At 61.3% G+C, this 23,658-nt stretch carries 28 protein-coding genes; 12 read left to right on the top strand and 16 right to left on the bottom strand.

The window, feature by feature from the left end; translation table 11 throughout:
• Window positions 1-118: 118 nt before the first annotated feature.
• Window positions 119-1,192 carry a hypothetical protein gene (locus ACOCLD_RS16845; RefSeq protein WP_422909989.1) on the bottom strand — a complete coding sequence of 358 codons (1,074 nt, stop codon included), beginning with the start codon at window positions 1,190-1,192 and terminating at the stop codon, window positions 119-121.
• A 362-nt stretch (window positions 1,193-1,554) separates the two neighbouring features.
• Here ACOCLD_RS16845 and ACOCLD_RS16840 point away from each other — a divergent pair, with 362 nt between their 5' ends.
• The 3 genes from ACOCLD_RS16840 to ACOCLD_RS16830 are packed head-to-tail and all read left to right on the top strand — an operon-like array spanning window position 1,555 to window position 3,514.
• Window positions 1,555-2,676, top strand: coding sequence for a beta-ketoacyl-ACP synthase III (locus ACOCLD_RS16840; protein ID WP_422911830.1), 1,122 nt, complete (start codon window positions 1,555-1,557; stop codon window positions 2,674-2,676).
• The gene (locus ACOCLD_RS16835) at window positions 2,676-3,287 is read left to right on the top strand and encodes an RNA polymerase sigma factor (protein ID WP_233686337.1); all 612 of its coding nucleotides are present in this window, start codon (window positions 2,676-2,678) and stop codon (window positions 3,285-3,287) included. Before ACOCLD_RS16840 ends, ACOCLD_RS16835 begins: the two co-directional genes overlap by 1 nt.
• Window positions 3,281-3,514 (top strand): anti-sigma factor family protein, encoded by a 234-nt coding sequence (locus ACOCLD_RS16830; protein WP_233686336.1) that lies wholly within the window; start codon window positions 3,281-3,283, stop codon window positions 3,512-3,514. Before ACOCLD_RS16835 ends, ACOCLD_RS16830 begins: the two co-directional genes overlap by 7 nt.
• An 18-nt stretch (window positions 3,515-3,532) precedes the next feature.
• On the opposite strand, the gene ACOCLD_RS16825 is transcribed toward ACOCLD_RS16830, so the two are convergent.
• Window positions 3,533-4,066 carry a hypothetical protein gene (locus tag ACOCLD_RS16825; RefSeq protein WP_422909988.1) on the bottom strand — a complete coding sequence of 178 codons (534 nt, stop codon included), beginning with the start codon at window positions 4,064-4,066 and terminating at the stop codon, window positions 3,533-3,535.
• A 128-nt stretch (window positions 4,067-4,194) separates the two neighbouring features.
• On the opposite strand from ACOCLD_RS16825, the gene pgm reads away from it, so the two are divergent.
• Complete coding sequence (gene pgm, locus ACOCLD_RS16820; RefSeq protein ID WP_422909987.1) at window positions 4,195-5,847, top strand: phosphoglucomutase (alpha-D-glucose-1,6-bisphosphate-dependent); 1,653 nt, start codon at window positions 4,195-4,197, stop codon at window positions 5,845-5,847.
• 16 nt (window positions 5,848-5,863) lie between these two features.
• Window positions 5,864-6,232 carry a winged helix-turn-helix domain-containing protein gene (locus ACOCLD_RS16815; protein WP_257778808.1) on the top strand — a complete coding sequence of 123 codons (369 nt, stop codon included), beginning with the start codon at window positions 5,864-5,866 and terminating at the stop codon, window positions 6,230-6,232.
• 1 nt (window position 6,233) lies between these two features.
• Here the strand turns inward: ACOCLD_RS16815 and gluQRS are convergent, their stop codons facing one another.
• Together gluQRS and dksA are read right to left on the bottom strand one after the other, a co-directional pair.
• On the bottom strand, window positions 6,234-7,121 hold the full coding sequence (gluQRS, locus tag ACOCLD_RS16810; protein WP_422909986.1) for a tRNA glutamyl-Q(34) synthetase GluQRS: 888 nt from the start codon (window positions 7,119-7,121) through the stop codon (window positions 6,234-6,236).
• Window positions 7,122-7,171: 50 nt separating this feature from the next.
• Window positions 7,172-7,615, bottom strand: coding sequence for an RNA polymerase-binding protein DksA (gene dksA / locus ACOCLD_RS16805; protein ID WP_090251641.1), 444 nt, complete (start codon window positions 7,613-7,615; stop codon window positions 7,172-7,174).
• A gap of 196 nt (window positions 7,616-7,811) precedes the next feature.
• On the opposite strand from dksA, the gene ACOCLD_RS16800 reads away from it, so the two are divergent.
• Both ACOCLD_RS16800 and sfsA read left to right on the top strand, forming a co-directional pair.
• Window positions 7,812-8,993 (top strand): pyridoxal phosphate-dependent aminotransferase, encoded by a 1,182-nt coding sequence (locus ACOCLD_RS16800; RefSeq protein ID WP_422909985.1) that lies wholly within the window; start codon window positions 7,812-7,814, stop codon window positions 8,991-8,993.
• Window positions 8,983-9,690 (top strand): DNA/RNA nuclease SfsA, encoded by a 708-nt coding sequence (sfsA, locus tag ACOCLD_RS16795; protein ID WP_422909984.1) that lies wholly within the window; start codon window positions 8,983-8,985, stop codon window positions 9,688-9,690. The genes ACOCLD_RS16800 and sfsA overlap by 11 nt, the downstream gene beginning before the upstream one ends.
• Before the next feature lie 80 nt (window positions 9,691-9,770).
• On the opposite strand, the gene ACOCLD_RS16790 is transcribed toward sfsA, so the two are convergent.
• Complete coding sequence (locus ACOCLD_RS16790; protein WP_422909983.1) at window positions 9,771-10,949, bottom strand: glycosyltransferase family 4 protein; 1,179 nt, start codon at window positions 10,947-10,949, stop codon at window positions 9,771-9,773.
• A 58-nt stretch (window positions 10,950-11,007) separates the two neighbouring features.
• Window positions 11,008-11,910, bottom strand: coding sequence for a LysR family transcriptional regulator (locus ACOCLD_RS16785; RefSeq protein ID WP_422909982.1), 903 nt, complete (start codon window positions 11,908-11,910; stop codon window positions 11,008-11,010).
• An 82-nt stretch (window positions 11,911-11,992) separates the two neighbouring features.
• Here ACOCLD_RS16785 and ACOCLD_RS16780 point away from each other — a divergent pair, with 82 nt between their 5' ends.
• A complete protein-coding gene (locus ACOCLD_RS16780; protein WP_422909981.1) occupies window positions 11,993-13,102 on the top strand; it encodes an SRPBCC family protein in 1,110 nt (369 codons plus the stop codon).
• A gap of 15 nt (window positions 13,103-13,117) precedes the next feature.
• Here ACOCLD_RS16780 and cysZ read toward each other — a convergent pair whose 3' ends face one another.
• Window positions 13,118-13,870 (bottom strand): sulfate transporter CysZ, encoded by a 753-nt coding sequence (cysZ, locus tag ACOCLD_RS16775; protein ID WP_422909980.1) that lies wholly within the window; start codon window positions 13,868-13,870, stop codon window positions 13,118-13,120.
• Window positions 13,871-14,147: 277 nt separating this feature from the next.
• On the opposite strand from cysZ, the gene trxB reads away from it, so the two are divergent.
• Window positions 14,148-15,095 carry a thioredoxin-disulfide reductase gene (gene trxB, locus ACOCLD_RS16770; RefSeq protein WP_422909979.1) on the top strand — a complete coding sequence of 316 codons (948 nt, stop codon included), beginning with the start codon at window positions 14,148-14,150 and terminating at the stop codon, window positions 15,093-15,095.
• Between the two features lie 57 nt (window positions 15,096-15,152).
• Here the strand turns inward: trxB and ACOCLD_RS16765 are convergent, their stop codons facing one another.
• From ACOCLD_RS16765 to folM, 6 genes are all read right to left on the bottom strand, one after another.
• A complete protein-coding gene (locus ACOCLD_RS16765; RefSeq protein ID WP_233686325.1) occupies window positions 15,153-15,740 on the bottom strand; it encodes a putative glycolipid-binding domain-containing protein in 588 nt (195 codons plus the stop codon).
• 181 nt (window positions 15,741-15,921) lie between these two features.
• Complete coding sequence (locus tag ACOCLD_RS16760) at window positions 15,922-16,266, bottom strand: HopJ type III effector protein (protein WP_422909978.1); 345 nt, start codon at window positions 16,264-16,266, stop codon at window positions 15,922-15,924.
• Window positions 16,263-16,556, bottom strand: coding sequence for a DUF1244 domain-containing protein (locus tag ACOCLD_RS16755; RefSeq protein WP_233686323.1), 294 nt, complete (start codon window positions 16,554-16,556; stop codon window positions 16,263-16,265). Before ACOCLD_RS16755 ends, ACOCLD_RS16760 begins: the two co-directional genes overlap by 4 nt.
• A 101-nt stretch (window positions 16,557-16,657) precedes the next feature.
• Window positions 16,658-17,029, bottom strand: a complete 372-nt coding sequence (gene folX / locus ACOCLD_RS16750; RefSeq protein ID WP_233686322.1) for a dihydroneopterin triphosphate 2'-epimerase — start codon at window positions 17,027-17,029, stop codon at window positions 16,658-16,660.
• Entirely contained in the window at window positions 17,029-17,589 is a 561-nt protein-coding gene (gene folE / locus ACOCLD_RS16745) for a GTP cyclohydrolase I FolE (RefSeq protein WP_233686321.1), read from the bottom strand. The genes folX and folE overlap by 1 nt, the downstream gene beginning before the upstream one ends.
• A gap of 22 nt (window positions 17,590-17,611) precedes the next feature.
• On the bottom strand, window positions 17,612-18,322 hold the full coding sequence (gene folM, locus ACOCLD_RS16740) for a dihydromonapterin reductase (protein ID WP_422909977.1): 711 nt from the start codon (window positions 18,320-18,322) through the stop codon (window positions 17,612-17,614).
• Window positions 18,323-18,585: 263 nt separating this feature from the next.
• Here folM and ACOCLD_RS16735 point away from each other — a divergent pair, with 263 nt between their 5' ends.
• Window positions 18,586-18,882 carry a DUF6482 family protein gene (locus tag ACOCLD_RS16735; RefSeq protein ID WP_422909976.1) on the top strand — a complete coding sequence of 99 codons (297 nt, stop codon included), beginning with the start codon at window positions 18,586-18,588 and terminating at the stop codon, window positions 18,880-18,882.
• Window positions 18,883-18,886: 4 nt separating this feature from the next.
• Here ACOCLD_RS16735 and ACOCLD_RS16730 read toward each other — a convergent pair whose 3' ends face one another.
• Window positions 18,887-19,303 carry a thiol-disulfide oxidoreductase DCC family protein gene (locus ACOCLD_RS16730; protein ID WP_422911829.1) on the bottom strand — a complete coding sequence of 139 codons (417 nt, stop codon included), beginning with the start codon at window positions 19,301-19,303 and terminating at the stop codon, window positions 18,887-18,889.
• Between the two features lie 97 nt (window positions 19,304-19,400).
• Here ACOCLD_RS16730 and ACOCLD_RS16725 point away from each other — a divergent pair, with 97 nt between their 5' ends.
• Together ACOCLD_RS16725 and ACOCLD_RS16720 are read left to right on the top strand one after the other, a co-directional pair.
• On the top strand, window positions 19,401-20,354 hold the full coding sequence (locus ACOCLD_RS16725) for a MerR family transcriptional regulator (protein WP_233686317.1): 954 nt from the start codon (window positions 19,401-19,403) through the stop codon (window positions 20,352-20,354).
• Window positions 20,355-20,559: 205 nt separating this feature from the next.
• Window positions 20,560-22,338 (top strand): acyl-CoA dehydrogenase C-terminal domain-containing protein, encoded by a 1,779-nt coding sequence (locus ACOCLD_RS16720; RefSeq protein ID WP_422909975.1) that lies wholly within the window; start codon window positions 20,560-20,562, stop codon window positions 22,336-22,338.
• Between the two features lie 140 nt (window positions 22,339-22,478).
• Here the strand turns inward: ACOCLD_RS16720 and ACOCLD_RS16715 are convergent, their stop codons facing one another.
• On the bottom strand, window positions 22,479-23,090 hold the full coding sequence (locus ACOCLD_RS16715) for a hypothetical protein (RefSeq protein WP_422909974.1): 612 nt from the start codon (window positions 23,088-23,090) through the stop codon (window positions 22,479-22,481).
• Between the two features lie 51 nt (window positions 23,091-23,141).
• A complete protein-coding gene (locus ACOCLD_RS16710; protein ID WP_233686314.1) occupies window positions 23,142-23,603 on the bottom strand; it encodes a PAS domain-containing protein in 462 nt (153 codons plus the stop codon).
• Window positions 23,604-23,658: the final 55 nt, after the last annotated feature.

Raw genomic sequence — 23,658 nt, 5'->3', positions numbered from 1 at the left:
GGGGGAGTGCAGGGCCTTGCGCGGCCCTGCGAGCCTCTGTTTTTTCATGCTGTGCCCAGATAGTCAAGCCGGCTTAAGTCGCACGGCCATCACGATCAACCTGAGCGGCGCATGGTAATCAGCGATTGGCCTCCTTGAAGTTATCGTCGGACGGCTCCTTGCTGTAGGCGCCCTGGTCTTGCACCAGTTTCTTGCTGCCGTTCATCAGAGTAGTGATGCGGCTGTCGCTGGTTTTCGCCGAGGCGGCCTGGTTGCTGGTGCCGCTGATCAGCGGCGGGTTGCTGCTGAACGACCACAGGTAGTGCCAGACTGCTGCATTGTGTTTCTCGGTCAGCTGTGTGGCGTTGAAGTACCAGGGCTTGAGTTCGCTGAAGGCGGTCATGTTCATCAGCCCGGTGTTGCTGTCGCCGATAAAGCCGGTGCTGCTGGCCCCGGAGGTGCGGTAGGTCTCGAAGATCACGCCCTTGGTTTTCAGCTCGCTGACATAGGTGCGGCAGACTTCGCCGACCCATTTGTTACCCAGATAGCTTTTCGCATTGTTGGAGTAGAAGGGGTCGAGCAGGGCAACGCGCTTGGGCAGCAGTTTGCTGTTAACCGTACCGGCGCTGACCGCATCGCTGATTTTCTTGGTCAGCACGATGGCCATCTGGTTGCCCAGCGAATGCCCGGCGATGCGGATATTGTTGCCGCTGTAGCCAGCGAGGTTGGCTTTATAGCTGTTGAACAACAGGTCGCTGGCCGATTGAGTTGGGCCTGTGCTGTACACCCCGCTGCTGTTGCGCCAGCGCATGGCGCGTGGGCCGCTGGCGGTCCAGATCTTGGCTTCGGCGTCCTTCACTTCACCTTCATCGGCGAACTGGTTCCAATACAGCACGCCGACGTTGTAGCCCGCCGCCAGCCAGGCGTTGGCCAGGTCTAGATCGGGGCCGCCAGCATCCTTGCGGTTGAAAGTCTCGCGGTTCTTCTTCTGCGTCGAGCCATTCTGCCAGCCGTGGATATAGATCAGCGTCGGCTTGCTGGCCACGTAATAGGCATTGCTCTGTCCGGGCACGGCCTTCTGCCAGCTGTCGCCATAACCGAACCAGTACAGGCCATGGTCGAGGTTCTGGAAGGTGCTGTCGGGGAACACACCTACAGCGGCCTGACTCTGCGATGAGGCAACCAGCACCAGCAATAGAAGCAGTGTACGCATGGCGAAAACCCTTTCTTGTTATTGGGAAAGGCAAGGATATAGATTGTCCGACAATCCTCTATCGCCCGGATGGGTGAGTGGCCTTCACGCCTTCTCGTGTGCCGCCTGACGGGCCCAGGCGGGATGTGTCTTGCGCGACGTTGCGAGCATCTTTGCCTCAATAGCCGACCGCTTGTTGCAATCGGCCTGACGTGCTGAGCGGACGAATGCCCCCTGGCTGTGGCAAACTCCGAGGCTCGTAACAGGACGTTTCATGGATCGAGTTTGCTGAGCCTGTCAGCCCATTTTTGCTCATGGCGCATTGCGTCTGGGCGCATTGCATAACTGGCCGCTGCCTGCGGCGAAGAACAAGAGGAATGACTGTGCATAACGTCGTGATCAGTGGTACCGGCCTCTATACCCCGGCTAACAGTATCTCCAACGATGAGTTGGTCGAGTCGTTCAACACCTATGTGCAGCAGTTCAATGCCGATAACGCGGCGGCCATCGCCAGCGGTGAAATCGAAGCACTGAGTGAGTCAAGCAGCGGTTTTATCGAAAAAGCCTCCGGCATCAAGAGCCGCTTTGTCATGGACAAGGCCGGCATCCTCGACCCCAAGCGCATGGCGCCACGCATCCCGGAGCGCAGCAATGAAGACTGGGGCATTCTCTGCGAAATGGCCGTTGGCGCTGCCAAGGACGCCCTGGCGCGTGCCGGCAAGACCGCCGCCGATATCGACGGGGTGATAGTCGCTTGCTCGAATTTGCAGCGCGCCTACCCGGCGGTGGCGATTGAAGTGCAGGCCGCGCTGGGCATCCAGGGTTTCGGCTATGACATGAACGTGGCCTGTTCCTCGGCCACCTTCGGCATCCAGGCTGCGGCCAACAGCGTGCAACTGGGTCAGGCCCGTGCGATCCTGATGGTCAACCCGGAAATCTGTACCGGCCACCTGAACTTCCGTGACCGCGACAGCCACTTTATCTTCGGTGACGCCGCCACGGCGGTAATCATCGAGCGCGCCGACCAGGCCACCTCGAACTACCAGTTCGATATCGTCGGCACCAAGCTGATTACCCAGTTCAGCAACAATATCCGCAACAACTTCGGCTTCCTCAACCGCTGTGCGGAAGAGGGCGTTGGCGCTCGTGACAAGCTGTTCGTCCAGGAAGGCCGCAAGGTGTTCAAGGATGTCTGCCCGATGGTTGCTGAGCTGATTGCCGCACACCTGGCCGAAAACAAGCTGAATGTCGGCGACGTGAAACGCTTCTGGCTGCACCAAGCCAACCTCAACATGAACCTGCTGATCGCGCGCAAGCTGCTCGGACGCGACGCCGAGCCAGGTGAGGCGCCAGTGATTCTCGACACCTACGCCAACACCAGCTCCGCCGGTTCGGTAATTGCCCTGCACAAGTACCAGGAAGACCTGCCGAGCGGCGCTCTGGGTGTGCTCAGCTCGTTCGGTGCCGGTTACTCGATTGGTAGCGTGATCCTGCGCAAACATTGATGGATTACCCAGCCGACCAGGCGCTGCTCACGCGTTTACGCGCCGGTGAGCAAAAGGCCTACCGCGAACTGGTCGCCACCTATCAGGGGGCGATGCGCGCGGTGGCCTTTGCCATTGTCGGCAGCCGCAATGCCGATGAAGTGGTGCAAGACGCCTGGCTGGCCGTGGTGCGCAACCTTGATGGTTTTCAGGCGCGCTCCAGCCTGAAAACCTGGTTGTTGACCATCACCGCCAATACCGCAAAAACCCGACTGAAGCACAACCGGCGTGAAGTGTTGCTGGATGACATTCCTTCACCCCACGGTACTGTCGGGGATGAGCGCTTCAGCGGTGACGGCCACTGGCTGCTGGCGCCGCATGCCTGGCACCATGACTCCCCGGATGCGTTGCTCACTGAGGACGAGTTGCGTGAGTGCCTGGAGAAAACCTTAGCCAGTTTGTCCGAGCTGCAAGGCAGTGTGTTGCACCTGCGTGAACGTGAAGGCTTGGAGCTGGAAGAAATCTGTAATGTTTTAGACGTCTCACTCTCCAATGTGCGGGTGCTGTTGCACCGAGCGCGTCTCAAGGTATTCGCCACCCTGGAGCATTTTGAGGAGACTGGCCAATGTTGAGCTGTAAGGAGTTGGTTGCCCACTCCAGCGATTTTCTCGATGGCCAGCTAGGCCTGCGTAAACGCATGTCGGTGCGTCTGCATCTGGCCATGTGTCAGCATTGCCGACGGTTTATCAAGCAGATGCGCCTGAGCCAGGCGGTGCTGCGGCAACTGCCGCCGGGGCAAAGCGCCGAACTCGATCAGTTGGCCGCCAAGCTGGCCGAGTGGCGCCGCAATAATTCCTGATTGACCTGACTTCGCGTCTTATTCGGCTTCGTGCGCAGCTTTTAGCGCCTCGTAGGTTGGTGCGGCGTAGATGCCGACTTCCACTGCCAGTTCCATCACCCGAGCCAGGTCTGTGCTGTACACCAGTACGGCTTGCAGCTCGTCATCCAGCGGTTCGCTGAAATCCAGCAACACATAGCCCTTGGTTTCTGGCGACAGGCTGGACAGTTGCACCTGAATGCGGTTCAGCGCTTTCAGCGGTTCAACCTTCACCAGTTGCTTGGGTTTGAGCACAAAGCTCACTTGCGGGCCAAAGGACTCGGTGATCTGCTGGAACAGCGCGTCATAGCTGTCGGCCTGGAACAGCACGGTTTCCGGCAGGCTGCCGATCACTACCCATTCACCCAGCGGGATGGGGAAGCTGTCGTCGTAATTGATGTCCGGGTTGGCGGCGAGAAACGCCTGCGGGTCGGCGTAGGCCTGGGCGGCCTCATCGGCGATGCGTGCGACTTCTTCGGTCAGCATGCAGCCCGAGCTTATTTTGCTGATCAGTTCTTCAAGCTGGGCTTTCATCGCGGTCATCCTGCAGTCAAGGAAAAGGGCGCAAGGATAGCCTAATCCCGGTGTGGGGCGCTGCGTTTAGGCACTTTGGCCTGTTAAGCTGCGCACCTTTGCTGGGTCCTATCCTCTCCGGAGTCTTTGTGAGCGCGCGTATTCATCCCCTGGCCGGTCAGCCGGCTCCTGCTTCCTTGTTGACCGACATAGCTGCGTTGCTGGCGGCCTATTACGACCTGCAGCCGGACCACAGCGTGGCCAGCCAGCGCGTGGCCTTCGGCACCTCCGGGCACCGTGGCAGTTCCCTGGCGCACAGCTTCAACCAGGCTCATGTGCTGGCGATCAGCCAGGCCATCTGCGATTACCGCACAGCTCAGGGCATCAATGGCCCTCTGTTTATCGGCGCGGACACCCATGCGCTGTCGCACCCGGCGCTGGAAAGCGCGATTGAAGTGCTGGCAGCCAATGGCGTGCAGACCATGATCTCCGCTGGTGGCGAGTTCACCCCAACACCAGCCATCAGCCAGGCCATCCTGGTGCACAACCAGGGCCGCAGCTCGGGCTTGGCTGACGGTGTCGTCATCACCCCGTCGCACAACCCGCCGGACTGTGGTGGCTTCAAGTACAACCCCGTCAACGGCGGCCCGGCCGACAGCGATATCACCACTTGGGTGCAGAACCGCGCCAATGACCTGCTCGAAGGCGGCCTGCGTGAGGTCAAGCGCATGCCCCTGGCGCAGGCGCGGCAGGCGGCCAATGTGCAGGCATACGATTACCTCGCCGGCTATGTGAATGACCTGGGCAATGTCATCGACTTCGCCCCGATTCGCGCGGCAGGCCTGCGTCTGGGTGTCGACCCGTTGGGCGGCGCCGGCGTGCATTACTGGGGGCGCATCGCCGAACAATACGGCTTGAATCTGGATGTGGTGAGCCAGGTCATCGATCCGCAGTTCGCCTTTATGAGCCTGGACTGGGACGGGCAGATCCGCATGGACCCATCCTCCAGCCACGCCATGCAGCGCCTGATTGGCCTGAAAAACGGCTACGACATCGCGTTTGCCTGCGACACCGACTACGACCGCCACGGCATCGTCGCGCCGAGCGTCGGCCTGCTGCCGGCCAACCACTTTCTCAGTGTGGCCATCGATTACCTGTTCCAGCACCGGCCGCAATGGAGCGCCAGCGCGGCGGTGGGCAAAACCCTGGTCAGCAGCGCGATGATTGATCGCGTTAGCGCGCGCCTGGGCCGGCCCATGCAGGAAGTGCCGGTAGGCTTCAAATGGTTTGCCGGCGGCCTGTTCGACGGCTCGCTGGGTTTTGGCGGCGAAGAAAGCGCTGGCGCGACCTTCCTGCGCCGTGATGGCCGAGTCTGGACCACTGACAAGGACGGCATCGCCCTGGCCCTGCTGGCCGCTGAGATGACCGCCGTCTGTGGGCGTGACCCCGGCGAGCTGTATCAGGGCCTTAGCGATGAGTTCGGCGCAATCTACGCCGACCGCGTAGACGCACCGGCAACCCCCGCACAAAAGAAAACCCTGGGCAAACTCTCGCCCGCGCAGATCAGCAGTCGTGAACTGGCGGGCGATGCCATCACCCAGGTGCTCGACAAGGCTCCGGGCAACGGCGCGGCGATTGGCGGGATCAAGGTGATCAGCGAGGGCGGCTGGTTTGCCGCGCGGCCGTCGGGCACCGAGGACATCTACAAGATCTACGCTGAGAGCTTCCGCGATGCGGCACACCTGCAGCGCATCTTCAGCGAGGCGCAGCAGATCGTCGATGCGGCTTTGATCACGGCATAAGTCATTGGGTACGCCTATGTATCGCCTCGACCTGAAAATCCGCCTGCATAACGGCAGTGATATTGCACTCGGCCCGGGCAAGGCCGATCTACTCGATGCCATTGCCCAGCACGGCTCGATCAGCGCGGCGGCGCGTGCGTTGGGCATGTCCTATCGACGTGCCTGGCTCTTGGTGGAAACCATGAACCGCAGCTTCAAGCAGCCGCTGGTCAGCACCCTGGCCGGCGGCAAGCACGGCGGTGGTACGCAACTGACAGAAACCGGTGTGCAGGTGTTGCAGCGTTACCGAGCGCTGTGCGCCCAGGCGTTGGCAGCGGTGCAGGCGGGTTGCGATGAGCTGGCTGAGTTATTGGCCGAGGCACCTGTCGGTGATTGCGTCGATTGACTTAACGCAGCTGCGCTTCGGCCAGGGTCAGGCTGCGTGGAATGCGCGTGGCATCCCAGTGCATGCTGGCCCAGCGCAGCAGCTCAGCCGGCTGGCCGTAGCTGGCGGCCTCCGGCAACTGCTGGCCCAACGCACGCAGGGCGCGGATCAGCAGTGGCGTAGCCTGGTCAGCCGGCAGCGGTGGCGAGCGGTAGGATTTGCCGAGTTTGTGGCCATCGGGCTGGATAATCAGCGGTACATGCAGATAGCGCGGTTGCGAGAAGCCGAGCAGCTCCTGCAGGTACAGCTGGCGCGGCGTGGAGTCGAGCAGGTCGGCACCGCGCACCACATCGGTCACACCCTGCCAGGCATCGTCGAGCACTACCGCCAGCTGGTAGGCATACAGGCCATCGCGGCGGCGAATCACGAAGTCGCCCACCTCGCGGCCCAGGTGCTGGCGGTAATCGCCCTGCACGCGATCGACAAAGTGGTAGTTCAGTTCCGGTACGCGCAGGCGAATCGCCGCATCGGCAAAACCGTGGCCGGCGTTGCGGCAGGTTCCGGGGTAGATGCCCTGAGTGCCTTCCAGTTGCTTGCGTGAGCAGGTGCAGGCATAGGCCAGGCCCTGACTGAGCAGGCGTTCGACCAATACGGCGTACTCGCCGTAGCGTTCACTCTGGCGCACCAGCTCGCCATCCCATTCAAGGCCGTAGCTTTCCAGGGTGCTGAGAATCCCGGCCTGGGCCCCGGCGACTTCGCGGGGCGGGTCGAGGTCTTCCATGCGCAGCAGCCAGCGGCCGTTTACCGCGCGCGCGTCCAGGTACGACGCCAGAGCGGCGACCAGTGAGCCGAAGTGCAGGTAACCGCTCGGGGTGGGGGCGAAGCGGCCGATATAGGCGGGCGTGTTCATCTGAGGAGGCCAGAAACAACAGAGGGTGCCGAAGCACCCTCTGGGTCAGATCAGGAACCGATCTGCTTTTCCTTGATTTCCGCCAGCGTCTTGCAATCGATGCACAGAGTGGCGGTGGGGCGGGCTTCGAGGCGGCGGATGCCGATTTCCACGCCGCAGGAATCGCACCAGCCGTAGTCGTTGTCTTCGATCAGCTGCAGGGTTTCGTCGATCTTCTTGATCAGCTTGCGCTCGCGATCACGGGCGCGCAGTTCCAGGCTGAACTCTTCTTCCTGGCTGGCACGGTCCGCTGGATCGGGGAAGTTGGCTGCTTCGTCCTGCATGTGGTGCACAGTACGATCAACTTCCTGCATCAGCTCCAGCTTCCATTTATTAAGGATGCCGGTGAAGTGGGCGCGCATCGGCTCACCCATGTATTCCTCGCCCTTTGTTTCTTTATAGGGCTCGAAACCGCGAGTCAGTTGGCTGCTTTTTGCTTTTGCTTTGGTGGGCATGGATGACCGCCTCTCACTCTCTCTAATCACCTGCGCAGGACGGTGTCCCTTGCCAACTCCACCTCACGTAGAGCTGGCCCTGCGGCTGCAAGCGGGCGAACTTACCAGAACAACTCGGCCTGCGCCACTCCCGGTTGTCGAAGCTGCGCCGGGTATGCTTTAGAATCCGCGCCTTATCTCCCAGGCAGGCAGTCCCATGGCTCAGTCCTACAGTGCGCGCAGCCGCGCCATAGAACCTTTTCACGTGATGGCGCTGCTGGCCCGTGCCAATCAGTTGCAGGCCGATGGTCATGATGTGATCCACCTGGAAATCGGCGAGCCGGACTTTACCACCGCCGCGCCGATTGTCGCCGCCGGGCAGGCGGCCCTGGCCGATGGTCACACTCGTTACACCGCCGCCCGCGGCCTGCCGGCCCTGCGCGAGGCGATTTCCAGTTTCTATGGCCAACGTTACGGTCTGGATATCGACCCGCAGCGCATTCTGATCACCCCCGGCGGTTCTGGCGCGCTGCTGCTGGCCAGCAGTCTGCTGGTCGATCCGGGCAAGCACTGGCTGCTGGCTGACCCCGGTTACCCCTGCAACCGCCACTTTCTGCGCCTGGTCGAAGGCGCGGCGCAGCTGGTGCCAGTTGGCCCGGATGTGCGTTATCAGCTGACGCCCGAGCTGATCGAGCGTTATTGGGATCAGGATAGCGTCGGTGCGCTGGTGGCTTCGCCGGCCAACCCGACCGGCACCTTGCTCAGCCGTGATGAGCTGGGCGGGCTGTCCCGGGTGCTGAAAACGCGCGGCGGCCATCTGGTGGTCGATGAGATATATCACGGCCTGACCTACGGCACAGACGCCGCCAGCGTGCTGGAAGTGGACGACGAAGCCTTTGTGCTCAACAGTTTTTCCAAGTATTTCGGCATGACTGGCTGGCGCTTGGGCTGGCTGGTGGCGCCACCGGCTGCCGTGCCGGAACTGGAGAAACTGGCGCAGAACCTCTATATCAGCGCGCCGAGCATGGCTCAGCATGCTGCGCTGGCCTGTTTTGCGCCGCAGACCCTGGAGATCCTTGAGCAGCGCCGCCACGCGTTTCAGCGCCGCCGAGATTTCCTGCTGCCGGCGTTACGCGAGCTGGGCTTCAAGATTGCCGTGGAGCCGGAAGGGGCCTTTTATCTGTATGCCGATATCAGCGCCTTTGGCGGTGATGCCTTTGCCTTCTGCCAACACTTTCTGGAAACCGAACATGTGGCCTTTACCCCCGGCCTGGATTTCGGTCGCCACCTGGCGACGCAGCATGTGCGTTTTGCCTACACCCAGGATTTGCCGCGTTTGCAGCAGGCGGTGGAACGGATCAAGCGTGGCCTGATCAGTTGGCAGCCCCATGCAGTTTGAGCCGCCACTGGAAGAAGGGCGCCTGCTGCGTCGCTACAAGCGCTTTCTCGCCGATATCGAAACGGCCAGCGGCGAGCTGTTGACCATTCACTGTGCCAATACCGGCTCGATGCTCAACTGCATGAGCGAGGGCGCGCGCATCTGGTTCAGTCGCAGCAATGATCCCAAGCGCAAGCTGCCGGGCAGCTGGGAGATTGGTGAAACACCGCATGGTCGTCTGGCGGTCATCAATACCGGGCGCGCCAATGCCCTGGTCGAAGAGGCGTTACGCGCCGGGTTGATTGCCGAGCTCAGCGGCTTTACCAGCCTCAAGCGCGAAGTGCCGTATGGCCAGGAGCGCAGCCGCATTGATTTTTGCCTGGACTACCCCACGGGCGCTGCGTTTGTTGAGGTCAAAAGCGTGACGCTTGGCTTTGCCGATAGCCGCGTCGCCGCCTTTCCCGATGCGCGCACCGAGCGCGGCAGCAAACACCTGCGTGAACTGGCGGCACTGGCCCGTGAGGGCATTCGTGCGGTGCAGCTGTATTGCGTGAACCTGACGGACATTGATGCCGTGCGCCCGGCCGAAGAAATCGACCCGGTCTACGCCGCTGCCTTGCGTGAGGCGGTGAGCTCGGGTGTTGAGGTGTTGGCCTATGGCGCAGCCATCAGCGCGCGGGGCGTGCAGCTGGTCAGGCGTCTGGACGTGCAGTTGTAGGAGGGGCCGAACGGCGTTCCGCTTTTGCCGCGACACGAGCGGTAAAGCTCGCCGCTAAAGCGCCTCCCACAACGGTTTGCTCAATGCTGCGTGCTGCCCGCGGGTAACTCCGCTGCGGGCTGCATGGCGCTGCGCAGATGCTGCTCGAACAGCTCGACAATCGCTGGCCAGCCCTGGCGTGAGGCATGTAGCCGCGCATTCAGGCGCACCCGGCGCAGGCCTTCGTGGTCGGTCAGCAGCCAACTGGCGGCGTCGATAAAGCCCTGTTCGTCCTCGGCCACCGCCAGCGCGCCGTTATGCCCGTGGCGGATATGCTGCGCCGCTGCCGCCTGATCAAACGCCACCACGCCAAGCCCGGAAGCCAGGGCTTCGAGCACCACATTGCCGAAGGTTTCCGACAGGCTGGGAAAGACAAACAGATCGCCCGAGGCGTAATGCGCAGCCAGCGCTTCGCCGCGCTGCAGGCCGCAGAACACCGCATCCGGCAGTTGCTGCTGCAGGCTGGCGCGCTGCGGGCCGTCGCCGACCAGAATCAGTTTCAGTCGCCGCTGCGGGTGCGCCTGTTGAAGCGCTTGAAAGCTTTTGCTGAGCAAGGCCAGGTTCTTTTCCACCGCCAAACGGCCGACATGCAGGATGGCGATATCGCCGTCGTCCAGCCCCCAGCTCGCGCGCAACGCCGCACAACGCTTGGCCGGGTGAAACAGCTGACTGTCGACGCCGCGCGAAAGCAACGCCAGGTTGTCGAAACCGCGGCGTTGCAACTCGATCTGCTGGCTGACGCTGGGCACCAGGGTCGCCTGCGAGCGGTTGTGGAACCAGCGCAGGTAATGGGTCAGCAGGCGGGTTAACAGGCCAAAGCCGTAATGCCCGGTGTACTGCTGGAAATTGGTGTGAAAACCGCTGACCACGGGGATCTGCAAACGCCGCGCGGCGCGCAGGGCGGACAAACCCAGCGGCCCTTCGGTGGCGATATACAGCACATCCGGACGCTGGCGTTGCCAGCTACGCAGCAGCTTGTGCAGCGACGACTGCCCCCACTGCAAGCCGGGGTAGCCGGGCAAGGGCCAGCCACGGGTCAGCAGTAAATCCTCATCGGCTGCGCCGCGTGGGTCGACGTTCTGCCGCGGACGCACCAGTTGTACGCGATGGCCACGAACGCGCAGGCCCTCGACCAGGCGCCCGAGGGTGTTGGCCACGCCATTGATTTCCGGCGCGAAGGTTTCGCTGATCAGCGCGATATGCAGGGAAGCTGTGCTCATGGCAGCAGTGTCCGCTGCCGCTGTGTAATGACTGTGACGTTTTGCTTGCGTTTGTATGTCAGTCGAGCAGTTCGATCAGCTGTTGCCGCAGCCAGGCGTGTGCCGGGTCGTGGTGCTGTTGCTGGTGCCAGATCAGGCTGACCTGCACCGGCGGCATATCGAAGGGCAGTGGCGCGATTTCCAGCGCATGCACCGGGGCTAAGGCTTCGGCCAGGCGGGCAGGCACGGTGCCGAGCAGATCGGTCTGGGCGACGATGGCCGGAATTGGCAGGTAGTTGGGCAGATGCAGCGCTGCCTGCCGGCGCACTCTGGCCGAGCCGAGGACGATCTCCAGTGGCGAGCCGCGCCCGGCGCGCGGGGTGACCGTGATATGCCGCGCCTGCTGGTAATCCTCCAGGCTCAGCCCGCCGCTAAAGGCCGGGTGGCCGGCGCGGCCGATGGCCACCAGCGGCTCTTCGCGCAGCGGCCTGTAGTGCAGGTCAGGCGAATCGAAATGCAGGTAGTCGATGGCCAGGTCTAGCGCGCCGCTTTCCAGGCGTTGCACCAGGCTATCGGCATCATCGGCTTGCACCAGCAACTCGACCTGCGCAGCGTTGCGCGCCAGGTGTGCTTGCAGCATGGGCAGCAGCGCAGCTTGTGCGTAGTCATTCAGGGATAGGCTGAAGGCGTGTGGCGTTTGTGGATCAAACGGCTCGGCCGGGCCCAGGCCGGTCTGCAGCAGGCGCAAAGCCTGACGTACCGGCAGATACAACGCCTGGGCGCGGGCGGTGGGCGTCAGGCCCCGGGCGGTGCGCAGAAACAGCTCTTCACCCAGTTGCTGGCGCAAGCGGGCCAGGGCGTTGCTTACGGTCGACTGGCTCAGGTGCAGGCGTTCGGCGGCGCGGGTCAGGTTGCCTTCCTGCATCAGTGCATCGAAGACCAGCAGCAGGTTGAGATCGAGCTGGCGCAAATTCGTTATCAAGAATAATGCTCTTTCTAAATATCCATTATCGGAATGATCTGGCCGCGCCTAGACTGCTGTCAATCTGCACAGGAGTTATGCCGTGGCCTACAACAATGACAATGCCCAGGCTTTCCGCACGCGTTATCGGGATGCCATCCACCCGCTGTACAACCCCTGGCTGCATGCCGGCTTTGTGCTGGCCTACGGCCTGACCTGCCTGACCCTGCTGTGGCGCACGCTGGATGCGGTAGCGTCCTGGCAGTGGCTGCTGGTGCCGTTGACTCTGGTGTTCTTCAGTTGGGGCGAGTACCAGGTGCACAAGCGCCTGGGGCACAACAAGACGCGCTTTGGTCAGCTGTTCTACAAGCGCCACACGGGTGATCACCACAGCTTTTTCATCGAAGGCCAGATGCGCTACGAGACGTCGCGTGACTGGCGGGTGATCCTCTTTCCCGCCTGGCTGATCGTGCTCTATAGCCTGCCGCTGCTGGGCATCTGGTGGCTGTTGGCGCACCTCGACAGCAACCTTGCCGCGCTGTTCGCCGGCAGCATGCTGCTGGGGTATATGAGTTATGAGGTGGTGCACGCCTGCGAGCATCTGCCAGACGAACACCCGGTTTCGCGCCTGCCGTGGATTCGTCAGATGCGCCGCTTGCACACCCTGCATCACCGCCGTGAACTGATGCATGCGCGCAACTTCGGCATCGTTCATCCACTCATGGACTGGCTGTACGGCACCCTGCACTGGGAGCCGGAGCCGACGTATCAGCAGAATCGCCAGCAGCATCGCATCCGTCTCACCCGCCCGGCGGACGAGGTGCTGAGTTATGCAGCCGCGCCGATTCACTGGCCCGAATGGCACCCATCATCACTGCGCATCTACGGCCGAGAGGGTGTGCTGCTTGCGGGGGATGTGTTCGAGGAAGATATCCACGCCGGCGGCCGCGCCGGCCATCTGTGCTGGGATGTGCTCGACTACCAACCGGCACGCCGCTGGCAGGCCAGCGCCCGTGGCGATCACGGCCTGGCGCTGCTGCTGACTTATGAATGTGTGGAGGCGGAGGGCGGTTGTGAGTTCGTACGCACCCTGGAATACGGCTTCGATAATGTGCTTATGCGCCTGGCCAATTGCCTGCTGCTAAGCCAGCGTATCGAGCGCGAATCCCAGGCCTCGATGCAGGCGCTGCGCGCGGTGCTTGAGCGCAGCTAGCCTGCGCACTTGCCCTCAAGGAGTAGGCGTCAGCGCCTGCTCGCCACGTTCACGCACCCAGAACACCGTGGCGCCGGCCACCGCAGCCGGCATCATCAGGATATTCAGCCCCGGCACCAGCAAGGCGGCATAGGTGATGCCGCCAAAGCCCAGGCTCTGCCAGCGTTTCTCGCGCAGCCAGGCGAGCATGTCCTGCCAGCTCAGCTTGTTGTTGTCCGCTGGGTAGTCGATGTACTGAATCGCCATCATCCACACACCAAACAGCAGCCACAGCGGCGCGGCAATCAGATTGACCACCGGGATAAAGCTGAGGATCAGCAGGCCAATGGCGCGTGGTAGAAAGTAGCCGAGCTTGCGCATCTCGCGGCCCAATGTGCGCGGCACCATGGCCATCAGTTCGGCCCAGCTGAAGGGCGGGAAGTCGTCCTGGCCGCGCACCACCACTTCGACCTTCTCCGCGAGAAAGCCGTTAAACGGCGCGGCAATGATATTGGCCAGCAAGGTGAAGGTGAAAAACACCATCAGCAGCACCAGCAGCACAAACAGCGGCCACAGCACGTATTCGAGAAAGCTCAGCCAACTTGGCAGGCTCGGCATAAAGGTGTCGACCCAGCCGGCGAACTGCTGCAGGGAAACCACGATCAGCGCGGTAAACAGGATCAGGTTGATCGTCAGCGGTAACAGTACGAACAGCCGCAGGCCTGGGCTCAATACCAGTTTCAGGCCTTCGCCGAGGTATTGCGGGCCGGTCAGCGCGGGAGCGGGCATGGGCAAGTCTCCATGGAATTGAAGTCGCGCCGACCTTACCGGCTTTGTGTGGCGGGTGAAAGCCTCGGCAACGGGCGCTAACGATTGCCTGGGCGCGTTATAGGGCCTGCCTATACGGGGCATTGGCAAAGCATATTTCCGCCGTGCGGCAAGCGGGCATAGGCTGCGCGGCAACTGATGGTTTATCCCTTTGCGGGGCTTCCACTCTTAATGCCTTCCCCAGGTCTTCGTGGGCGTCCCTTTTTATTATTGCCGGCTCAGCCGGGTGGAGTTGCTGATGTCTACCAATCGTCATGCCCGCGTGATCATTCTGGGCTCCGGCCCCGCCGGTTATAGCGCCGCGGTTTACGCCGCGCGGGCCAACCTCAAGCCCCTGCTGATTACCGGCCTGCAGGCCGGCGGCCAACTGACCACCACCACCGAGGTGGATAACTGGCCGGGCGATGTACATGGCCTGACCGGGCCGGCGCTGATGCAGCGCATGCAGGAGCATGCCGAGCGCTTCGAGACGGAGATCGTCTACGACCATATCAATGCCGTGGACCTGGCCGGCAAGCCGTTCACCCTGGTCGGTGACAGCGGCACCTACAGCTGCGATGCGTTGATCATCGCCACCGGGGCCAGTGCCCGTTATCTGGGCTTGCCCAGCGAGGAAAGCTTTATGGGCAAGGGCGTTTCCGCCTGTGCCACCTGCGATGGCTTCTTCTACCGCAACCGTGAGGTGGCGGTGGTCGGTGGCGGCAACACCGCAGTAGAGGAGGCGCTGTACCTGGCCAATATCGCCAGCAAGGTGACCTTGGTGCACCGCCGGGAAACCTTCCGCGCTGAGAAGATTCTGCAGGACAAGCTGCAGGCGCGGGTCGCCGAGGGCAAGATCGTGCTCAAGCTGAATGCCGAGGTGGATGAAGTACTCGGCGACAACATGGGCGTGACCGCTGTGCGGGTGAAGAACAACGATGGCAGCTTCGATGAGCTGAGCGTCGATGGCCTGTTCGTCGCCATCGGCCATACGCCGAATACCTCGCTGTTTGAGGGGCAGCTGGCGCTCAAGGACGGTTATCTGGTGGTCAATGGAGGTCGTGAGGGCAATGCGACTGCCACCAGTATTCCCGGTGTATTTGCTGCCGGCGATGTAGCTGATCATGTCTATCGCCAGGCGATCACCTCGGCCGGTGCCGGCTGCATGGCGGCGCTGGATGTGGAACGTTATCTCGACGGGCAGTGAGCCTGAGAATGCAAAAAGCCTCGATTTAATCGAGGCTTTTTGTTGTCTGCGGCCTGCCTAGACCCAGGTATTGAGCTTCAAGTCCCGCGAACTCATGCGCAAAAACTGATCGCTGGCTTTGACCAGTAGGGCATGTTGATCAACGGTCAGTTCGCGGCTTTTGCTGCCTTGTGATTCGCTGCGGTACAGGGTTTTCCCGCCTTCCTCGCGCAGACGCTGGTAGCGTTGGCTGCGGGCTTCTACCTTGAGGGTCAGCAGGTCGACATAGGCCACTTGCAGCGACTCGCTCTGCCCGGTTTCCAGGGCGCAGCGTTGCAGGGCTGGGGTGTGGGTGAAGGGCGAGTCGGAGAGCATCACCTGCTGGCATTCACTGAGGTCCGGGCGCGGTTCGCCGTTGTGAAACCAGTTGCCACGAATATCGCGTTTCAGGTTGAGGCTGCGCTGGCCGTGGTTGTCGACCTTCAGCCACAGGCGGCGAAAGCGCCAGCGCGGGTCGCAGTTGAGTACATAGGTAGCGGCGATGCTGTTGCCCCGCAGGCTTTGCATCAGATGGCTGGTGGCGTTGATGCCATGCTCATCGATGTTCAGACGCAGGTTTTCCACGCCGGGGTTGTGCCATGGTTTCCATACCAGGGTCTGCTGCATTGACGCGACTCCAAGCCGGGTAAGGGGTAAACCGGGAAGAGCGGCAACGACGCTGCACGAAGCACCTTCCCTGGTGTTCTCGTTCGACTGATGGCGCGCAGTTTAGAGCGGTCGCACACTGATGTCTGTCAGCCTTTACCTACAGTTGCGCAGAAATCTGCGCAGTGGGCCTGGCGAGTGACTAGTGACTGATGCGCTGCAGCGATGGCTGCTCGAAACGCACGCCTGCCAGACCGCTATTCATCAGGGCGCGGATATTGCCGTGATCGCTGCCGTTCGGGGTGGCCAGCACGCTGCGGTAATGTTCGCCGAAGCAGCGCAGGGTTTCTTCCAGGCTCAAGCCTTCGAGCAGGGCCAGGCCGAGGGTCTTGCACGAACCTTCGTTCTGCCCGGCCGTGTTGTGCACATCGCCATTGCTGAAGGCGCTGGGCTGGTACTGGTAGTGCTCGGCGATAAACGCCAGGGTTTCGGCGAAGGTGAAGTGGTCACTGTGCAGCTTGGCGCGAAATTCGTTCAGGGCACTCATGCATCTTTTCCTTTATTGAAGGCGGCCTGCTGTTCGGCGCTGGCTTCCTTCTGGTATTTGGCTTTCCACTCGGCATACGGCATGCCGTAGACCTCTTCGCGGGCTTCGTCCGGGGTGATGGCCACGCCGATGTCGTCGGCAGCCGCCTTGAACCACTTGGACAGGCAGTTACGGCAGAAACCGGCGAGGTTCATCATGTCGATGTTCTGTACATCGGGGCGCGAACGCAGGTGTTGCACCAGGCTGCGAAAGGCGGCGGCTTCAAGTTCGAGACGTTCTTGCTCGGTCATGGCGATGCTCTCTGATGGCAGGCGAGGAGACGTTGGCGGCGATGATAGAAGCATGCCCGCCTGGCGGCAACGGCCCCGGCGCAGGACGCGCCGGGCAGCAGTTAGCGGTGAGCGGCGAGGGTGATCGACACCGACTCGGCAAAGCGCAGAGCGTGCAGCTTGTCGACTTCCACCTCGGCGTAGCGCACGTCGGGGTTGGTCATGACCAGGTCGAGAATTTCCTGGGTCATGCGCTCGAGCAGGGCGAAGCGGTTTTCCTCGACATGCCTGATGACCGCCTTGGTGATGGTGCGGTAGTTCAGGGCGTGATCGATATCGTTGTCACGCACGGCGTCGGCAGCGGGGTAGAGGATGGTCAGGTTGATCAACACGTCCTGCTTGTTGTTGATCTCCTCCTCCTTGATACCGATGTAGGTGCGCAGGCGCAGGTCCTTGACGCGGATGCGCGCCATCCCGGGTTCCAGTCGCGGCATTACTTGCTCCGTCCGATCAATTGCAGGAATTCGTGGCGAGTGTTGCAGGATTCACGGAAGGCTCCAAGCATCACCGAGGAGGTCATCACCGAGTTCTGCTTCTCCACACCGCGCATCATCATGCACATGTGCTTGGCTTCGATCACCACGGCCACGCCAGCGGCGTTGGTTACCTGCTGGACCGCATCGGCGATCTGCTTGGTGAGGTTTTCCTGAATCTGCAGGCGCCGTGCATACATATCGACGATGCGTGCCACCTTCGACAGGCCGAGCACCTTGCCGGTCGGGATGTAGGCGACGTGAGCCTTGCCGATAAAGGGCAGCATATGGTGCTCGCACAGCGAGTACAGCTCGATATCCCGGACGATCACCATCTCGTCGTTATCCGACTCGAACAGTGCACCGTTGACCACTTCTTCCAGGCTCTTGTGGTAGCCGTTGCACAGGTACTGCATGGCCTTGGCGGCGCGTTTGGGCGTATCCAGCAGGCCTTCACGTTCAGGGTTTTCACCAACGCCAAGGAGAATCTCGCGGTAGTGGTTAGGCAGTTCTGGGGTCATTGCAGGGTCCTCGCGGCCAGCCTCATTTGAGATGGCGGCCGCCGTTGACAGTCAGTGTGGTACCGGTGACGTAGGGGTTATCCAGCAGGTAGCGCAGGCTTTGGTAGATCACATGAGGCCCGGGTTCGATGCCCAGTGCCGATTTGTTCAGGGTTTTGCTGCGGTAGTCGGCATCGTCGTCCGGGTTGAACATGATCAATGCCGGAGCGATGCCGTTGACCTTGATCTGTGGCGCGAAGCGCGCGGCGAATGACAGGGTCAGGCTGTCCAGCCCGGCCTTGCTGGCGCAGTAGGCGGGGCGGTTGGCGCTGCCCTTGCGCGCGACATCATCACTGATATGCACGATATCGGCCGGCGTGGAACGTGCCAGCAAAGGTTGGCAGTGCAGGTTGATCAGGTAGGGCGCGAGCATGTGCACACTGAACAGCTGCTGGAAGGCCGCCGCTTCTTCGCCCGGTATTTCCACCAACCAGTCGGAGGCGTTGTGCACGATGGCGCGCAGGCTATCGGTGTGGCTCTTGAGTTGTTCGACAAAGGCCAGGATGCCGGCTTCGTTGGCAAAATCGGCTTGCAAGGCCAGGGCACCGCGTTGTCGGAGTGCGGTAATGCCGTCGCGTTCGCGGCGGTAGGTAACAATCACTAAGTGACCGTCATCCAGCAGACGTTCGGCGCAGTACAGACCAATGCGCTGGCTGGCTCCGGTAATCAGGATGGGGGCGGCACTGGCGCTCATGCTCGACTCGCAGAAAGAAAAGGGTGGGTTCAGCGACGCTGTGCCGGGTTACCTGACCAGTAAGGCGCGGCTTCGACTGAACCGGGATTAAAGTTATACCAGCAATGTTGTTTGTACAACCATGCGCGCAGTGCGGCTACTGCTGTATTTAACGCTTTAGGCCCTATTTCATTGAGTTTAATCAGTTTTATTTACAGATTGCGGCTCAATAAAATTGTTTTTATCGTGTACAGAAATGGTTTTCTTGTACAGGTATGGCGATCATGAAGCCTTGGCAGTTGAGTGTGGCGCTGGCATGTGGGCGAGTGCGGCAGGTTGAGGTGCTGACGCTGCGCTGCTGTGGCTATCAGGTGCGGGTAGTCAGTCAGGCCGGGCGGGTGCGCACGTTGGACTACACCGCAGGTCGGGCGCTTTGGCCGAACCTGGCGCTGCTGAAGATGCGTTTGCGCCGCTGTGGCGTGCGTCAGGTGCTCTTGCTGCAGCCGGAAAGCCACGATGAAATCATCGGGCGTCCGGCCTTGCTCGAGAGCGATCCTGGGCTCTGGTTGCCTCTGCGCTAGCCGCTCAGTGGGCAGATGTGCTGTCGCACTGCTGTTTGCGGCAGCGTTGGCTGCCATCGGGGTGCGGCAGCCAGTCGAGGTGTGGGCGCAAGCGGCAAAATACGCGGTAGGCCAGTTCCAGCAGAGGGCGCAATGCCGGCCAGGTCAGCGGCGCTGCCCAGTGACCCAGGCCGGCAGCGTGCCAGCTCCACAGGGTGGCATCCAGGCCGGTAACCCACTGGCCGTCCGCAAAGCGAGCATGCAGACGGTTCTGCAGGGTTTGTCGGGTATGCCCGATGGATTCGGGGTGGAAGTCGCTCAGGCTGATATCGACCAGGCACAGGCGCTGCACGCTGGCATGCCGACGCAGCGTGTGTATCTCGCGCGCGCAGAGCGGGCAGTCACCGTCGTAGTAGAGCGTCAGGGGCCAAGCAGGTTGCATGTTCATGGTCTAAGTCTTTGTATAGGTTTTGTACAAAGTATGCGCAAAATAGCTGAGTTACAATGCGTGCAACATTTTTTCTGTGAAACCTCCGCCCATGTCCGATCTCGTTGGTGCGTCGTCCCTCGTTTCGAGTGCCCTCAAGCAGGAGGAGCTGTTTCCCATCCGCGAAGTGGCGCGCCTGACGGGCGTCAATCCGGTGACCCTGCGGGCTTGGGAGCGGCGCTATGGTTTGATTCAGCCGACGCGCACTGATAGCGGTCATCGCCTGTATTCCCAAGCGGACATTGAGGCAGTGCGCAGCATCCTGGCGTGGATCGAGCGCGGCGTGGCGGTAAGCAAGGTCGGCAAGATTCTGGCCAAGAGCGGTTCGATCAAGTCCGCCAGTTCGCCAGTCTATGAAGAGGTCAGTGCCAGCGAGTGGGGCGAGTGGCAAGCCCAGCTGCGCCGCGCCATCAGTGCTTTTGATGAGCTGCGCCTGGATCGTCTGTACGGCCAGATTTTCTCCAGCTACCCGTTGCCCGTGGTGTTTCAGGACATCCTTATGCCGCTGTGGCAGGAACTGCTGCTGCGTCAGGACGAATACGGCCAGGCCAGCGAGTGGCTGTTCTTCGATACCTTCCTGCGAGCCCGCACCCTGCAACGCCTGCAGGTGCTGCGTGCACAGGTTGAGGAACGGGTGCTGTTGGCGGCGTTGCCAGGCCATTGCCGCGAGCTGGAGTTGTTGGTGGCCGGTTTGCTGCTGAGCAGCGCCGACACCGCTGTCAGCGTGCTTGGGTTGGGCCAGCCGTTGGAAGAGCTGACGCTGATCTGCGAAAAAATGCAGCCCCAGGCCCTGGTGCTGTTCTCCAACCAGCCGCCCAGCGATGACCTGCCCAAGGTATTGTCGCGCCTGGCGCTGGCGCTGGATTGCCCGCTGGTGATGGCGGGTGATGGCGCCGATCTCGCCGAGGAAAGCCTCAGTGGTTCGCCGATCGCCTGCCTGGGCAATGAAGGTCGCCTGATGCAGCGCCGTCTGCAGCAGTTTCTTGCCGGTCACCTGGACACCTGAGTCCGTCGCTGAATTGATCTGACACCCTCGTTTGTTGCCTGCATGGCGCTGCTTGCCTGCGTCCGAATTTTGTCGCCGATTTCGATTACTTGTACGTGTTGTACAAGAAATGCTTGCTGTCTGTGATTTTTGACTGTACAAAAGCTATACATTGTTTGTTTGTGTATAGCTTGTCTCCACGTGTACAGCTTGAGGACTCAGCAACATGACCCAATACCGCGCACCCCTTCGTGACATGCGTTTCGTTTTTGACGAGGTGCTCGACGCTTATGCCACCTTGCAGTCGCTGCCTACGCAGCGCGAGTTCGGAGACGACCTCGGTGGCGCCATTCTGGAAGAAGCCGCCAAGCTGGCGGAAAACGTACTCGCTCCGTTGAACAGCTCAGGCGACAAGCAGGGCTGTCACTACGATCCGCAGAGCAAGACGGTTAAAACTCCGGACGGTTTCCGGGCGGCCTACCAGCAATTCGCCGAAGGTGGTTGGACGGCGCTGGCCTGTACCCCGGAATTCGGCGGCCAAGGTTTGCCTCATGTGCTGAACATGATGGTCGAAGAGATGGTCTGCTCGGCCAATCTGTCGCTGGGCATGTATCCGGGCCTGACTCACGGCGCGATCAATGCGCTGACCGCTCACGGCACGCGTGACTTGCAGGAGCGCTACCTGCCGAAACTGATCAGCGGCGAGTGGACCGGCACCATGTGCCTGACGGAACCGCAGTGCGGCACCGACCTGGGCTTGATTCGCACCCGTGCTGTACCGCAGGCAGACGGCAGCTATGCCATCAGTGGCACCAAGATCTGGATCACCGGTGGTGAGCACGATTTGGCTGACAATATCCTGCATCTGGTGCTGGCCAAGCTGCCGGATGCACCGGACAGCGTGAAAGGTATTTCACTGTTCCTGGTGCCCAAATTCCTCGCAGACGGCAGTCGTAACCCGGCGTTCTGTGGTGGCCTGGAGCACAAGATGGGCATCAAGGGATCGGCCACCTGTGTGATGAATTTCGAAGGCGCCCAGGGCTGGCTGATTGGTGAGCCGAACAAAGGCCTCAAGTGCATGTTCACCATGATGAACTCGGCGCGCCTGATGGTCGGCATGCAGGGCCTTGGTATTGCCGAAAGTGCTTATCAGGTCAGCCTCGGCTTTGCCAAGGAGCGCCTGCAGAGTCGCTCGTTGTCCGGTCCGAAAGCGGCGGACAAGCCGGCTGATCCGATCATTGTGCACCCGGATGTACGACGCATGTTGCTACGGCAGAAGGTGATGATTGAAGGCTGCCGTGCCCTGGCGTATTTCACCGGTCTGCATGAAGACGTTGCCCACGACCATGAAGACCCTGCGGTTCGCGAGCAAGCGGATGATCTGGTGCAGCTGCTGACACCGGTGGTCAAGGCCTTCCTCACCGATGAAGGGTTTACCTGTGCTAACGACGGTTTGCAGGTGCTCGGCGGTTCCGGCTTCACCGAAGACTGGGGTATTGAGCAGCTGGTGCGTGATTCGCGGATTACCCGCATCTATGAAGGCACCAACGGCATTCAGGCGCTTGACCTGGTCGGTCGCAAGCTGGGCTTGGGTGGCGGCCGTGCCGTGCGTAATTACTTCGCCCTGATTGAAGGCTGGCTGAAGGCCAATGCCGAGGCAGAGCATGTATCTGCAGTCGGTGCTGCGCTTAAACAATTGCAGCAAGCCACATTGTGGATTGCCAGCGAAGGCATGAAAGACCCTGAACAGGCCGGTGCAGCAGCAACGCCGTACTTGCGTCTGTTTGCCCTGACCAGCCTGGCCTGGATGTGGGCGCGCATGGCGGCGGAGGCTAAGGCCAAGCTGGCTGCCGGCAGCACGGAAACCCTGTTCTACGGTGCCAAGCTCAAATCTGCCGACTTCTTTATGGCGCGCATCCTGACTGAAACCGACAGCCTGCTGGCTGAGGTCAAGGCCGGCAAAGCCACCTTGATGGCCTTCAGTGATGAGGAATTTGCTGCCTGAAACGACTGCGCAATCCGATAGCCATTTTTCCGCCCTTTTCGGTTATCGGATTTTTTTATCCCTGCTGCAGGAGTCTCTCCTGCACCTTAGGCCCGCACTGAGTGCGGGTCTTTTTTTGCCTGCCATTCTGCTGCGCTCACTCAGCCGCGCCGGGCCTGCCGGCGTTGTTCCTGCTGCAGGTGCTGCTGGTAGATGAACTGGCGCAATTGCTCGTCGCTATGACGGTCGAGGGTGTGCAGCTGGTAGGCCAAAAGGCCATCTGCGGTGGTGCGCACCAAGGTGCCACTCACGGCAATCGAGCGCTCTTCGCCTACCGGCAGGAGGCGCTGAAAACGTCTGGGCGGCTGGCCTCTGCCACGGTATTCAACCAGTGCGCCATTCATCGACAGTTGGTGAATCCACAAGTCGCCAGGCTGTGCACGTCGGTTGTGCAGCGGTAGCGGCTCAGCCAGAGGCGAGCGCCAGGCACGGTTGATTTCACCTTCGTCGAAAATCTGCGGGGCGCTGAGTTGCAGACAGGGTGCGTTTTGCTCGTCCTGGCTGAGGTGCAGGTCAAAGGTCAGGTGCTGGTTGGCGATGTGCGCATGCAGGCTCAGCTGTTCATTGGCCGCGCAGTGCGACAGCAGTTCGCTGAGTTGTTTGCCGAGATCCACCTGCAGGCGCGGTTGGTTACGCTGCTCGGTGGGGGCGGGCTGATGCAGTTGGCGGATAAACGCCAATTCTGCCTGGGTCAGGAGTGCCTGTTCTTGCATGGACGCGGTCTGTATCGAGCTCTGGAGCTGTTGTGACCGCTGCGTGGGGGATTAGTTACTGCCGGTCGTCGCCTGCAAACGTGCGAGTTCAGCCTTGAGGGCAGCCAGCTCGGCTTCCAGTTGCTTGACCCGCTCCTGTGCTTCGACCTGTTCGGTGACGTTCTTCTGGATGCCGATGTAATAGGTCAACTGGTCGGCGTCGTTGACCACCGGAGTGATCGACAGCTCATTCCAGAATGGACTGCCGTCCTTGCGGTAGTTGCGGATGATCTGCCGGCAAGGGCGCTGCGCTTTCACCGCTTCACGGATTGCGGCTAACCCGGCCTGATCACGGTCACCGGCCTGCAGGAAACGGCAATCCTGATAGAGGATGTCTTCGCTGGTATAGCCGGTGAGCTTTTCGAAGGCGGGGTTGGCATAGATCAGGATGTTGTCATCACCTTCCTGTTCGGCCACCACGATGCCGTCATTGGAGGCGTTGATCACCAGTTGCAGCAGTTTGGCGTTGATCATGAGGCGATTTCCCAGTCTATGTCGGCTGCATTCTAAAACATCCGGGCGGGCTGTC

It is taken from the genome of Pseudomonas cimarronensis, assembly GCF_049331905.1.
In the GTDB taxonomy this organism is placed as follows: domain Bacteria; phylum Pseudomonadota; class Gammaproteobacteria; order Pseudomonadales; family Pseudomonadaceae; genus Aquipseudomonas.
Note: the sequence above shows the minus strand (reverse complement) of the source record. Positions and strands in the feature narration are given on the sequence as shown.

Coding starts and splice junctions, on each gene's coding strand:
- ACOCLD_RS16845 (WP_422909989.1), bottom strand. CDS start 1,192: ATGCGTACACTGCTTCTATTGCTGGTGCTGGTTGCCTCATCGCAGAGT.
- ACOCLD_RS16835 (WP_233686337.1), top strand. CDS start 2,676: ATGGATTACCCAGCCGACCAGGCGCTGCTCACGCGTTTACGCGCCGGT.
- ACOCLD_RS16830 (WP_233686336.1), top strand. CDS start 3,281: ATGTTGAGCTGTAAGGAGTTGGTTGCCCACTCCAGCGATTTTCTCGAT.
- ACOCLD_RS16825 (WP_422909988.1), bottom strand. CDS start 4,066: ATGAAAGCCCAGCTTGAAGAACTGATCAGCAAAATAAGCTCGGGCTGC.
- ACOCLD_RS16815 (WP_257778808.1), top strand. CDS start 5,864: ATGTATCGCCTCGACCTGAAAATCCGCCTGCATAACGGCAGTGATATT.
- gluQRS (WP_422909986.1), bottom strand. CDS start 7,121: ATGAACACGCCCGCCTATATCGGCCGCTTCGCCCCCACCCCGAGCGGT.
- dksA (WP_090251641.1), bottom strand. CDS start 7,615: ATGCCCACCAAAGCAAAAGCAAAAAGCAGCCAACTGACTCGCGGTTTC.
- ACOCLD_RS16800 (WP_422909985.1), top strand. CDS start 7,812: ATGGCTCAGTCCTACAGTGCGCGCAGCCGCGCCATAGAACCTTTTCAC.
- sfsA (WP_422909984.1), top strand. CDS start 8,983: ATGCAGTTTGAGCCGCCACTGGAAGAAGGGCGCCTGCTGCGTCGCTAC.
- ACOCLD_RS16790 (WP_422909983.1), bottom strand. CDS start 10,949: ATGAGCACAGCTTCCCTGCATATCGCGCTGATCAGCGAAACCTTCGCG.
- cysZ (WP_422909980.1), bottom strand. CDS start 13,870: ATGCCCGCTCCCGCGCTGACCGGCCCGCAATACCTCGGCGAAGGCCTG.
- trxB (WP_422909979.1), top strand. CDS start 14,148: ATGTCTACCAATCGTCATGCCCGCGTGATCATTCTGGGCTCCGGCCCC.
- ACOCLD_RS16765 (WP_233686325.1), bottom strand. CDS start 15,740: ATGCAGCAGACCCTGGTATGGAAACCATGGCACAACCCCGGCGTGGAA.
- ACOCLD_RS16760 (WP_422909978.1), bottom strand. CDS start 16,266: ATGAGTGCCCTGAACGAATTTCGCGCCAAGCTGCACAGTGACCACTTC.
- ACOCLD_RS16755 (WP_233686323.1), bottom strand. CDS start 16,556: ATGACCGAGCAAGAACGTCTCGAACTTGAAGCCGCCGCCTTTCGCAGC.
- folX (WP_233686322.1), bottom strand. CDS start 17,029: ATGCCGCGACTGGAACCCGGGATGGCGCGCATCCGCGTCAAGGACCTG.
- folE (WP_233686321.1), bottom strand. CDS start 17,589: ATGACCCCAGAACTGCCTAACCACTACCGCGAGATTCTCCTTGGCGTT.
- folM (WP_422909977.1), bottom strand. CDS start 18,322: ATGAGCGCCAGTGCCGCCCCCATCCTGATTACCGGAGCCAGCCAGCGC.
- ACOCLD_RS16735 (WP_422909976.1), top strand. CDS start 18,586: ATGAAGCCTTGGCAGTTGAGTGTGGCGCTGGCATGTGGGCGAGTGCGG.
- ACOCLD_RS16730 (WP_422911829.1), bottom strand. CDS start 19,303: ATGCAACCTGCTTGGCCCCTGACGCTCTACTACGACGGTGACTGCCCG.
- ACOCLD_RS16725 (WP_233686317.1), top strand. CDS start 19,401: ATGTCCGATCTCGTTGGTGCGTCGTCCCTCGTTTCGAGTGCCCTCAAG.
- ACOCLD_RS16720 (WP_422909975.1), top strand. CDS start 20,560: ATGACCCAATACCGCGCACCCCTTCGTGACATGCGTTTCGTTTTTGAC.
- ACOCLD_RS16715 (WP_422909974.1), bottom strand. CDS start 23,090: ATGCAAGAACAGGCACTCCTGACCCAGGCAGAATTGGCGTTTATCCGC.
- ACOCLD_RS16710 (WP_233686314.1), bottom strand. CDS start 23,603: ATGATCAACGCCAAACTGCTGCAACTGGTGATCAACGCCTCCAATGAC.